We start from the raw sequence: 11,497 nt of genomic DNA, 5'->3' as shown, positions 1-11,497 counted from the left end.
CCCCCATAAGTGGCCCCTAGAGGCCTCTGACCTGGTATTTCGCCGGACGCTTCGGCTCAAGTCGACGGCGGCTGGTCCAGGGCCGCGACCAGGTGGCCGAGGTCGCGGCGATGGGAGCTCGCGGGCCAGACCGCCCAGGTGCGGCGCACCAGGGGATGGCCGACGAGCGGGGACCAGGTGACCGACTCCGGCAGCGGCTGGGACCAGTCGGGGGGTGCGAGGGTGAGGGCGCCGCCGGCGGCGACGGAGGCGAGTTTGACCTCGGCGATCAGCGTCTGACCCGCGGGGGGTTCGGGGCCGAGGTCGATCCCGTGACTGCGCAGGATCGCGGTCAGGGCGTCGTACCAGGCGGGGCTGCCCGAGCGGGGGAAGCCGATCCAGTCCAGTCCGGCGAGGGCGTCCAGGCGGATCCCGTCGGGGCCGGCGAGCTGCTCGGCCAGCTCCGTGGCCAGCAGCACCCCGAGGCGCTCCTCCACGACCAGCATGGCGTCGAGGTCCTGCCCGGTGGGGCGCTCGCGCAGCAGGCCGAGGTCGAGTTCGCCGGCGCGCAGGGCGGTGAGTTGTTCGGCGGTCGACAGGTGGCGTGCCCGGACCCGGGTGGCGGGGTGGGCGTCGGCGAGCTCGGCCAGGGCGCGGGAGAGCAGCTCGGTGGGCAGTTCCAGCGGGATGCCGATGCGCAGGACGGTGCCGCCGGTCGCGGTGTGGGCGGCCATGGCGGACAGTGCCCGGTCGTGGCGGGCCAGCACCGCGCGTGCCTCGGCGAGCAGGGTGAGCCCGGCGTCGGTGGGCCGGACTCCGGTACTGCTGCGCACCAGCAACTGCACACCGAACCGGCGCTCCAGGCCGACCACGGTCTGGGAGAGGGCCGGCTGGCTGATGTGCAGCCTGCGGGCCGCGGCGGACAGGCCGCCCTCCTCGACGACCGCGACGAACGCGCGCATTTCCCGCAGCTCCATGGGCTCATCGCATCACGGGTGCGGTGGCCCGCGCCATCGTGGACCTGGCCGAGGACGCGCTGCGCCGAGGGGCCGTCCTTCGGGCACTGTGCTGCGCCACGGCGGCCGCATCCGGCCGGTTCAGGGGCGCCGGTCCAGGGCCTGATCCAAACGACAGGCCCTAACGCCCGAGCGCCGCACCGCCGTTGATGTGGAGGAGCTGGCCCGTCAGGTAGGCCGCCTCGGGGGAGGCCACGTACCGGATGGCCGCCGCGATCTCCGACGGGTGGCCCGGCCGGCCTGTGAGGGACTGGGCCACCCGGGACGCCACGAACTCCGGAGTCGCGCGGTCGCCGAAGAACTCCGTGTCGCCGACGAAGCCGGGCGCGACCGCGTTCACGGTGATGCCCTCGGAACCGACGCGCTGGGCGAGGTCGTACGTGTAGGTGTTGACCCAGCCCTTGGAGCCGCCGTAGGAGCCGGGGCCGCGCAGCGAGGCGATCGAGGAGAGCTGCACGATACGGCCGCCGGGGCGCCGTACGTGGGGAAGCAGGGCCTCGGTGAGCAGGACCGCGGTCAGGACGTTGGCGTCGAAGTTGCGGCGGTAGCTGTCGGCCACGGACGCGAGCGAGCCGTCGTGCGAAGGGGCCACGTTTCCTCCCGCGTTGGCGACCAGCACGTCGACGGGGGTGTCGTCCGCGATGATGAACTCCCTTGCCGCAGCGACCTGTTCGGGATCCGCGAGGTCCGCCGCGTACCAGGACGCGGTCCCGTCGCCGTGGCGCTCGTCCAGTGCCTCGGCCGCCTTGCGCAGCACGTCCTCGCGGCGGCCCAGGAGCACCACCCGGTCCCCGTCCGTGGCGAACGCCTCCGCCGTCGCCAGGCCGATTCCGGTTCCGCCGCCGGACACCACCACACGTCGCCGCGCTCGCTGGGTCATACCGCTCCGCCCTCGTCCTCGAGTGTGAATCCTGGTCACATGTGCGTACGGTGGGACGCTACGGAGGCCGCCCGATGCCGTCAAGTGGCTTGATATGAAGCCTCGTTGACCTGCTGATTCGTTTCGCCGTGCGAGCGGCTGGGCAGGGATCGTGCAGCGTTTGCCCCGGTCCACCGGGCCGGGGGAGACCGGGGGAGGGGGAGCGCTGTGCGTGACCATGTACGGACGGCGGACGGGCGGCTGCTGCGCGTCGAAGTCTCGGGGGATCCGCGTGGGCGCCCGGTGTTTCTGCTGCACGGGATGCCCGGCAGCCGGGTGGGACCCCGGCCACGCTCCATGTTCCTGTACCAGCGCGGCACCCGGCTCATCAGCTACGACCGCCCGGGGTACGGCGGTTCCGACCGGATGCCCGGACGGCGCGTCGTCGATGTCGTCCACGACGTGGCGGCTGTGGCCGACGCCCTGGGCCTTGAGCGGTTCGCGGTGGCCGGGCGGTCCGGAGGCGCGCCGCACGCGCTGGCGTGTGCCGCGCTGATGCCGGAACGGGTGACCCGGGCCGCCGCGCTGGTCGGGCTGGCGCCGCGGAACGCGGAGGGGCTCGACTGGTTCGCGGGGATGGCGCCGTCGAACGTCAACGAGTTCCGGACCGCGTTCACCGATCCCGAGAGGTTCGTCGCCCGGCTGATTCCGCGGTCGGCCGCGATTCGGCGCGACCCGGTGCGGCTCCTGCAGGAGTTGCGGCACGAACTCACCGACGACGACCGGCAGATCGTCTCGGACAACACCATTCGGTCGATGTTGTTGCGCAACTACCGGGAGGCGTTGCGGACTTCGCCGTACGGATGGATCGACGACGCGTTGGCCCTGACCGGGCACTGGGGCTTCGAGCCGGCGCAGATCCAGGTGCCGGTGCTGTTGTGGCACGGCGTGAAGGACGTCTTCTCGCCGGCGTCGCACTCGTCCTGGCTCGCCGCCCGGATTCCGCGGGCCACGGCCGTCCTCGAACCGACCGCGGCGCACTTCGCGGCGTTGCGGGCCCTGCCGAAGGTACTGACGTGGCTGCTGGCGGACACACGGGTGCTCGCCCCCTCCGCCCCTGCCCGTCCCGTATCCGGGGGCTGCCGCCCCCAGGCACCCGCCTAAAAGATTGCGCAGTTCCCCGCGTCCCTGAACGGGGCGCGGGGAACTGGGGGCGATCACACCGCCAGCGGCTCCAAGTCCCGGTAGATGCGGCGCTCGTCCGCCGCCACCCGGGTCATCCCGTTCTCGTCGCCGAGCAGCGTGCGCAGCTCGCCCAGGGCTTCGTCACGGAGGCGGCGGGCCTCGTCCTTGTGACCCAGCGCGGCGAGCGTCAGCGCGGAGTTGGTGACGATGGCGAGGGTTTCCGGGTGGTGGGCTCCGAGGACCGCGCGGAGTTTGACGACCGCGTTCTCCTCCAGCTTGCGGGCCTCGGCGAGGCGGCCCTGGTCGGCGAGAACGTTGGCGTAGTTGATGCCGGTGAAGAGGGTGTGAGGGTGTTGTTCGCCGAGCACCTCGCCCATGCGGCGCAGGACTTGGCGGAAGACGGTTTCGGCCTCCTCGGTGTCGCCGCAGCCCCAGTGGAAGATGCCGAGGTTGTTGAGGGCGGCCTGGGTGTAGGGGTGAGCCTCGCCCGGGACCTTCATGTACTCGGCCAGCGCCTCCCGGGCGACCTCGCGCGCGGCCTCCCGCTCATCCGCGGCGAACAGGTCGGCGGCCATGTTCAGATCGCAGGCGAGCGAGTCGGGGGTCGCCTTCGGATACTGCGCCCGGTACTGCGCACGCGTCGCTGTCGTCAGCCGGCGGGCGTCCTCGAACTGGCCCGCCCTGCGCAGCGACACGGCGAGCGACTTGGCGCAGCTGAGCGTGCCCGGGAACTCCTTGCCGAGGATGCGCTTGTGTGCGTCGTAGGCGCGGGAGAGGAGGGAGACCGACTCCGAGTAGCGGCCGACCTCGCGCAGGTCGCGGCCCAGGCGCGCGGCCGACGCGAGGGTGTACGGGTGGTCGGGGCCGAGCACCTCGATCCGCCGGTCGTAGGTGTCCTGGTCGATGGCGCGTGCCTCGCCGTAGCGGCCGACCATACGCAGCGCGAGCGCGAGGTTGTTGGCGGCGCTGAGGGTGCGGCGGTGCGACTCGTGGAAGATCTGGCTGAAGCCCTCGTGTGCCTCGCGCGCGAACTCCACCGCCGACCCGTACACGCCCAGTGCCGCGAGGTCGCTGGCGAGGCCGGACATGGTCACGTATGTGTGGGGGTGTGAGGGGCCGAGCACCCGCTTCTGGCGTGCCAGGAGTTCGGTGTTGATTTCCCGGGCCTCCACGTAACGCCCCTGGGAGCGCAGGATGTTGCCCAGCTGGCAGCGCAGATACAGATACTGCACGTCGTCCTCGCCGAGGATCGGCTTCCAGTGGTCGAGGAGGTTCTCGGCGAGCGCCTGGGCGCCGGGGAACTCACCACGCTTCCACAGATAGCGGACGCGGTCGATGAGCAGCCTGCGGGTCTCCGCCTCGGTGCAGTTGCGGGCGTCGGAGGCGCTCAGGTGCGGCCAGATCACCGCGAACCGCGGCCAGGTCTCGGGGTCGTCGATCGGCTCGTCGCCGTCGGGCCGGCAGCCCGCGAGCACCGTGTGCACGACGTGCCGGGCCTGCCGCTGCTCCTCCTCGGTCAGCTGCGAGCGGATCACCGCCTGGACCAGGCGGTGCACCTGGATGCTGTTGCTGACCTGGTCGACCTTGGCCAGCGCGAACCGGCCGATCTCCCGGATGACCCGGCCGAGCAGCAGACTCTCCTGGAGGGCGGGGTCGTACGGCTTGAGGGCGTCGATCATCTCCTTGCTGTAGAGCAGATGGGAGGAGATCGGTTCGGCGGCCAGGAACGCACAGAGCTGCAACAGTCGTACGGAGGCCGGGGAGCGCTCACGGAGCCTGGCTATGGAGATGTTCCAGGTCGCGGCCACCGTCTTGGGGTAGTCGGCGGGCTGGTTGAGGTCCAGCACCTCCGTGGTCTGCTCGGCCAGCTGCCGCAGATACTCCTCGATGGGAGTGGCCGTCTCGGCGAGCCAGGCCGCCGCCTGCTCCACGGCCAGCGGAAGGTCGCCCACCGCGACCGCCACCTGGTCGGCCTCCTCGGCGGTGAGCCCCGAGGCGCGCCGGGTGAGGTGCTCGACGCTCTCCTCGCGCAGGAACACGTCGATGGGCAGGGAGGCGCCCTGCTGCGCCCAGGCCTGGTTGCGGGAGGTGACGAGGATGTGCCCGCCGCCTCCGGTCGGGAAGTAACGGGTGAGCTGGGTGGGGTCGTCGGCGTTGTCGAAGACCAGGATCCAGCGTTTGGTCGGCGCGCCGCGCCCCAGCATCTGCACGGCTTCCTGGCTGGCCAGGTTGATGTCCTCGCCGCCGGGCGCGCCGATGCGGGCGGCGAGTTCGGCGAGTGAGGAGACCACGTTGCCGGGGTCCTCGGCGGAGATCCACCACACGAGGTCGTAGTCCGCCATGAACCGGTGCACGTACTCCAGCGCCACCTGTGTCTTGCCGACGCCGCCGAGTCCGAACAGCGCCTGCGGCTGCGGCAGGACGACCGAGATGCCGCCGCCGAGCTGATCGCGGACCCGGTCCAGGATGACATTGCGGCCGGTGAAGGTGTTGTTGCGCTGGGGCGCGTTCCAGATCGCCGGGGTGCTGCCGGGGAAGCGGGGACCCGAGGGGCTGCCGTCGAGGGGCCGGCCCGGCAGCTCCAGCACGCCGAGCAGCGCGGTGATGCACTGGGACTCGTCGAGCCGGTGCAGATCGACCGGGTTGTGGTCGAGATACGACTCCGGCAGCCGGACCTCGTCGACCCGCAGCGGAATCAGCGCGGTGCCCGGGGCGTCCGCGTCGGACTCGATGAGGGCACGCCACACGGCGTCGGAGTAGCGGGACTTGCGGAAGGCGTTCGACAGCAGGACGAGATTGTGTGTCGCCGTGTCCTGCTGCTCGAGGGGTCCGGTGGCGATGTCGTGCGGGATGACATTGCAGCCGGCGCGCTTGAGGAGCGCCTCGGCCCAGTCGGCCCACATGCGGTTCTCGGCCGCGTACGTGATGACGATGTCCGCCGCGGTGGTCATCGGCCGCCGCCGCAGGAACGCGTCGCGGCAGCGCAGCCGCACCGGCTCCGGCACCGGCGGCAGCGTGGTGACCTCGCCGTCCGTGATGACCGCGGTGAGCCGTTCGAAGGCGGACAGCAGCGAGTTGGCGATACCGCTCTCGTCGCCGACGGTGGCGAGCGTCTCCTCGTACGCGTAGTAGGGGCGGTAGGGGATCTCGACGGCGCCCCAGTACGTGGTCAGCTCCTCGCCGCCGAGTTCCTCGCCCCCGAGCCCCTTGGGCAGCCCGTCGAACTTGAGCCGCGCCAGCGCCCGTCCCGCGTCGACCTTCTCCTTCTCGCCCTCGTCGATCCGCATCGGCACAGGCAGCACCCGGATCTTGCGCTTGCGGTAACCGTCCTCGACGCTGCGGGCCACGGCCGCCGCGCCGTCGAGGGACTGGTCGCTGAGCGTGAAGCAGTCCACGAGCACATCGGGCATCTGCATGGTGCAGATGTCGGCGTTGTCGGACAGCCCGGTGCGCGAATCGATCAGGACGTAGTCGTACGAGGCCTTCATGTCGTCGCGCAGCGCGTCGAGGAACAGTCCGCCGCCGAGCCGCTCGTAGAAGTTGTCCCACTCGAAGGACGACACGGTCGCGGAGTACGAGCGGTCCTGGCGCCCGGCGGAGAGGAAGTCGAGTGAACCGCCGTCCACGAAGCGCAGCCCGAGCCGCTCGGGGGTCAGCGAGATGGCGTGCTGCTCCACCCGCGCGTAGTCAAGGTGCCAGGCACCGGAGCGCTGGGTGCCGGTGGTCGCGGCCCAGGCGTACTCGTTGATGATGTCGATGACCCCGGTGGTGGCCGCGAGCGCGTTGGGGTCGAGGAAGGGGTGGAAGAAGCGGTGCAGACCAGGGGCCTCCAGGTCCCAGTCGACGGCCAGGACGCGTTTGCCGTTGGCGGCGAGGATCCACGCGGTGTTGGCCAGGGCCATCGTGCGGCCGGTGCCCCCTTTGTACGAGTAGAAGGTGATGATGCGTCCGTCCTGCGCGGCCGTCATGCTTCTTCTCCTCCGTGGTCGGATCCGCCTTCGGGCAGCGGCGGGTGGGTGGGGCCCGTGATGGGGCCCATCAGGCGGGGCCTGCGGATCGGCGGGCCGGCGGGCGGATGCGCCTCGGCGTGCTTGAGGTACTGCCGGGTCGCGTGCGCGACGACGGCCGGCAGGACGTCCGTGAAGGCCTTGAGGGTGGGCACGCCGTTGACGGCGACCCGGCAGTCGGTGCGCCGGCCACGGTCCAGGATCAGCGGCAGCGTCCGCTCCAGGTCCGCCGCGAGCTTGCGGCCCTCCTCGCCGTGGCACTGGATGTCGGCCCGGTTCCACGGGACGATCGCGCTCACCCACGGGCGGGCGTTCGCGTCGAACGCCTTGAGTCTGCGGGTCCGTTCCTCGTCGGTCAGTGCCCACCGGTCGATGAGCAGAATGCCGGGGTGGCTCGGTGCCGCCTTGTCGGAGTCGTCCGTGACCAGACTCTCGCCGGTGTCCTCGTCGTCGAAGGACGACACCGTGATCCGGTAGTCGAGCGAGCGGATCAGTTCCTCGGCGATCGAGGGCAGCGGGCGGGTCGACTCCGAGTGGTACGGATTCCAGTCCTGCGCGTCCTCGCCGTACGGGCGGGCGTCGCGGTGCTCGGGGATGCTGTGCCGGCTGGGCGCCGCCACCGTCAGATGGATGCGCCGGGGACCCTCGCCGCGCGGCTTGAACGCGCTCGGCGTGCTCTCATACGGGCGGGGCCTGCTGGACGGCAGCGGCGACTCGTGGGCGACCCGCACGATCCGCTGGGCCAGCCCGAGGACGGTCTCCTCGTACTCGTCGTGCAGTCGGTTCAGCTTGATCAGACCGTATATCCCGTTGGCCGCGTACCGGTCGCCGAACGCCCCGTGGTCCACATGTATATGCCGTACGGAGTCGGGGAGTTGGGCGTAATCGATATGGGTCCACAGCGCGGGGACGATGGCCGGAACGGCACCGGAACCGGCCGCCCGCGCCCGCAGAATACGTTCATTGAACGCGAACCATTCCCGGCCGCAACTCTCACTCGTGAAGTACCGCGGCGAGAACAGCGGCACGAACACCCGGCATGTCGCCAGATTCTCGCTGAGCTTTTCCGGCCATCCGTCTCCCGAGCGCATCTCCCGGTCCATGAAACCCGCCGGCGCGCCCGCCGGAAGATCTGTGAGGGCCATGATGTGGTCGCACAGATCCGTGAAGAGGACGTGCACCCAGTGATCCGGATCGCCGCCGCCGGGCCCCCAGGCCGGCGTGTGGGCGTAGCTCAGGAAGAAATAAGGCCGGTTGTCCGAAGCCGCCCGTTCAGGTATGTCCACGCGCCCCCCTGCCTGTGGATGTGCCCCTACGGGATGTTCAGTTCACCTGGCCGGAACCCACAATCTTCCCGACCGAGCGCCCGCACGGGTCGCCTCTTTCACGTCAAACCATGGCGATATCCAGACATCTGGACACCGGCCTGGTCGACTGCGTCCCGCATCCCGAGGAGCCGCACCGCTTTCCCCGCCATTTCCCGTTCCGTCACGAGATCACGCGGCAGCCGCGCCCCGATCGCCCCGAAGTCCCCGTCGTGGAGCACGATGTCCTCGTACGAGGTCCAGTTGCCCGTCTCGCCCCTCACACAGTGGTATGCCCGTCGCGCGGGAGCGGGGCGCATCCGGTACTCGGCGAGATGGAAGGCGCTGCACACCTCGAACCCCACCCGGAACAGCAGGATCTGGGCGTCGGCGGCGTACAGCTCGGCCAGCGGGGAGCGCTCGCCGAGGTGACAGTGCGGATCGTGGTCGCCCAGCAGCTCCCCGGCCCGGGGGCCGAGCCCGGCCAGCGAGGTGTGGGGATGCCCGCTGCGGACGGCGCCGGGAGTGGTCCGTACGCACTCGGCGAGCACGCCCATCGTCGGGCAGGGCGTCGTATCCGGATCGAACGGGGGCACCGTTGCCCGGAACATCGCCTCCTCGTCCTCGGACATGCCGTCGGTGAGCGCCTTGTACGCCCTGGAGGTCAAGGAGTTTTCCGGCGAGAAGGCGGGAACGACGAGCGTGCCGTCGGGGCCGAGCGCGTCGAGCAGCGCGTCCCGTACGTCGGTGTCCCGCAGCCCCGCACCGCCGAGGGAGGCGTGGATCATGACGATGCCGCCGTGTCGCACGCCCAGCTCGGTGAAGAAGTCGGCCAGTCGGGTGCGGTCAGGCACGGTGGCCCGCCCACTCGGTCCGCAGCTCCTCGGCCAACGCCGCGCCGGTCTCGGTGAGTTCACCGTCCGGTCGGGCGGCCAGCTGCTTCAGGGCGCGGCCGGCCCGCCCCAGGGCGGCGGCATGCGCGTCGCCGTGGCCCTTCCAGTACGTGGCGTCGCCGAGCTCCCGGCTCGCCTGGTCGAGCAGCCGCCCGGCCCCGCTGCCCGGCACGTTCAGATCCGCCGTCTCGCGCAGCGCCGTGAGCCGCGCCAGGCGTCCGGTGCGCGGCAGTTCACGCACGAACTCCTCCGGCGCGAAGTCGACGGCGACCCCCAGCGCGCCGAGTCCGTGCGCGCCGAGCCGCACTCCCGCGCCGGCCGCGAGCGGGGTGACCGTGGTGGCGAGCAGCGCGTTGACGTCGGCACGCCAGCCGGGCTCGCGCTCGTCCAACAACTCATAGGCCGCGCCCAGCCGTTCGGTGAATGCCGCGAGCGCGCCGGGGTCGAGGGGCGGGGTGACCCGGGCGGGGTAGCAGTCGCGCAGGGGGTCGGCGTCGTCGAGGAGCAACGCAGTGCCGTCCGCCAGGGTCATGCGGTGCAGGGGGCGCCATCTGGTGGTGTCGGCCTCGGTCGCGTACTCAGTACCGTCCTTGGTGCGCACATGGAGCCGGCCCGCGGTCACCGCGACCTCGACGCGGCCGGGCTCGGGGAGGGTGAAGGTTCCCAGGGTGGGAAGGTGCAGGTCGGGCGTGGCGTGGTCCCAGTTGAGTTTTACGTCGACCTGAGCACGCAGGGCGGCAACGGCGACCGCCGCGGCGAGCGGCCCAGGAGTGGTGACCCGGTCGTGCAGGCACTGCTTCAGTGTGGTGTGGAAGTAGGGGTGGGCGATGATCTCGTCGACGTGGCGTGTGGCAACTGCCGCACCGTCCAGGTACACGAAGGCCCGCCACATCTCGTCCCAGTCCGGCTCCCCGGCGTACCGGTAGGCCAGGCGGGAGAGCAGCCTCCGGTTCAACTCACCCTGAGCGAACCAGAGTTCCTCTCTGTCGCCGACGGCCGGGCTGAGCGCGTGGTCGGTGATGCGTTCCGCCACACCGTCGACGAAGGCGCGCAGGTCGGAACAGAACACGGACGGATTGTCGAAGCCGCGGCCGCTGCTGTACCGGTGGGCGTAGAGCCCTCCTCCGCACGATTCGATCACGGGGCAGCGACGGCAGGTCGCGCTGACCCCCGCGAGGCCCAGCTGGCGCGCGCGAACCCCGGGATGCCGTGCGAACTCCGCGAAGCGGTGCTGAAAGACGTCGTAACCGGTCGCCGGGGCCCCGTCGTACGCCGTCTTCAGCGAGTCCGCCTGCTCGAAGCTGCCGTCGGTCTCCACCACCGCGAGATCGCTCGGCGCGAGCCCCATCGCCTCCGTCAGGCTCGGCCCGCCCCGCAGGGTGCTGAGGACCGACTCGAAGGTCCGTACCGAGACGGTGCGCCCCTGCTGGTCCCAGCGGTCGAAGATCTTGAGCAGCCAGTCGGCGTACGCGGTCGGCGAGTCGACCGGTCCGGGCGGTGGACTGTCCCAGGTGGAGTGCGGCAGCAGGTAGTCGATGCGGGGCGGATGCAGCGAGACGAGCGCGTCGTGCACGGCGACCGGATCATTGGCCACGTCCACGGTGCACAGCAGGCCGCTGTAGAGATGCCGGTACTCGGGTGTGCGTAGCAGACTGATCGCGCGCAGCACCCGGTCGTAGCTGCTCCTGCGCCGCCGGTCACGCCGGTGCCGGTCGTTGGCGGCGCGGTCGCCGTCGAGCGAGATGCTGACCTTGACGCCGAATTCCTTGAACACATTGAGATGGCGTGTGTTGAGCTGCACGCCATTGGTGTGAATACGGAGATCGAGAGCGGTGACCGGGGCGATGGTACGCGTGAGTTCCGCACAGATGTTTCTCATGCGGACGGGACCCACAAGAAGAGGTTCGCCACCGTGAAGGATCACGGAAACGGACGGGAGTTTTTGTTCTTCCGCATAGTCCGCGAATCGCCGGGCCACTTTTCCGAGCGTTTCTTCGGAAATGAAGGTCGGGCGGCCTTTCCAGCTCTGATCGGCATGCTCGTACACATAACAGTGATCACAGGCGAGGTCGCATCGACTGTGGATCTTGAGAACGAGCTGCTGCAGCTTCACGGGGTGAGGATAGTGCCGACGGGGGGCTGCTTGTACCGCCAACCCCTTGATCGGTCAAGGCGGTTGACGGCTCCGGCGCGCGAGCGCGGGCGCACCGGGCGGTCGTCGTACCGCCGGATGCGCCCGCGCTGAAGTCTGGGA

Annotated in this window: 7 protein-coding genes; 1 reads left to right on the top strand and 6 read right to left on the bottom strand. The window is 70.7% G+C overall.

Going from position 1 to position 11,497, the window contains the following annotated elements:
- Window positions 1–56: 56 nt before the first annotated feature.
- On the bottom strand, window positions 57–956 hold the full coding sequence (locus ACIBK0_RS01345) for a LysR substrate-binding domain-containing protein (protein WP_399074333.1): 900 nt from the start codon (window positions 954–956) through the stop codon (window positions 57–59).
- A 160-nt stretch (window positions 957–1,116) separates the two neighbouring features.
- The gene (locus ACIBK0_RS01340) at window positions 1,117–1,875 is read right to left on the bottom strand and encodes an SDR family NAD(P)-dependent oxidoreductase (RefSeq protein WP_399074331.1); all 759 of its coding nucleotides are present in this window, start codon (window positions 1,873–1,875) and stop codon (window positions 1,117–1,119) included.
- A 207-nt stretch (window positions 1,876–2,082) separates the two neighbouring features.
- On the opposite strand from ACIBK0_RS01340, the gene ACIBK0_RS01335 reads away from it, so the two are divergent.
- Window positions 2,083–3,018 (top strand): alpha/beta fold hydrolase, encoded by a 936-nt coding sequence (locus ACIBK0_RS01335; RefSeq protein WP_399074329.1) that lies wholly within the window; start codon window positions 2,083–2,085, stop codon window positions 3,016–3,018.
- A gap of 53 nt (window positions 3,019–3,071) precedes the next feature.
- Here the strand turns inward: ACIBK0_RS01335 and fxsT are convergent, their stop codons facing one another.
- The 4 genes from fxsT to fxsBH form a co-directional block, all read right to left on the bottom strand.
- Window positions 3,072–7,007, bottom strand: coding sequence for an FxSxx-COOH system tetratricopeptide repeat protein (gene fxsT, locus ACIBK0_RS01330; protein WP_399074327.1), 3,936 nt, complete (start codon window positions 7,005–7,007; stop codon window positions 3,072–3,074).
- Window positions 7,004–8,332 carry a TIR-like protein FxsC gene (locus ACIBK0_RS01325; RefSeq protein ID WP_399074325.1) on the bottom strand — a complete coding sequence of 443 codons (1,329 nt, stop codon included), beginning with the start codon at window positions 8,330–8,332 and terminating at the stop codon, window positions 7,004–7,006. The genes fxsT and ACIBK0_RS01325 overlap by 4 nt, the downstream gene beginning before the upstream one ends.
- Window positions 8,333–8,430: 98 nt before the next feature.
- Window positions 8,431–9,204 carry an AAC(3) family N-acetyltransferase gene (locus tag ACIBK0_RS01320; RefSeq protein ID WP_399074323.1) on the bottom strand — a complete coding sequence of 258 codons (774 nt, stop codon included), beginning with the start codon at window positions 9,202–9,204 and terminating at the stop codon, window positions 8,431–8,433.
- Window positions 9,197–11,356 (bottom strand): radical SAM/SPASM protein FxsBH, inactivated beta-hydroxylase extension form, encoded by a 2,160-nt coding sequence (fxsBH, locus tag ACIBK0_RS01315; protein WP_399074321.1) that lies wholly within the window; start codon window positions 11,354–11,356, stop codon window positions 9,197–9,199. The genes ACIBK0_RS01320 and fxsBH overlap by 8 nt, the downstream gene beginning before the upstream one ends.
- Window positions 11,357–11,497: the final 141 nt, after the last annotated feature.

This window comes from Streptomyces sp. NPDC050564, assembly GCF_044457265.1.
Lineage (GTDB): Bacteria > Actinomycetota > Actinomycetes > Streptomycetales > Streptomycetaceae > Streptomyces.
Note: the sequence above shows the minus strand (reverse complement) of the source record. Positions and strands in the feature narration are given on the sequence as shown.

Coding starts and splice junctions, on each gene's coding strand:
- ACIBK0_RS01345 (WP_399074333.1), bottom strand. CDS start 956: ATGGAGCTGCGGGAAATGCGCGCGTTCGTCGCGGTCGTCGAGGAGGGC.
- ACIBK0_RS01340 (WP_399074331.1), bottom strand. CDS start 1,875: ATGACCCAGCGAGCGCGGCGACGTGTGGTGGTGTCCGGCGGCGGAACC.
- fxsT (WP_399074327.1), bottom strand. CDS start 7,007: ATGACGGCCGCGCAGGACGGACGCATCATCACCTTCTACTCGTACAAA.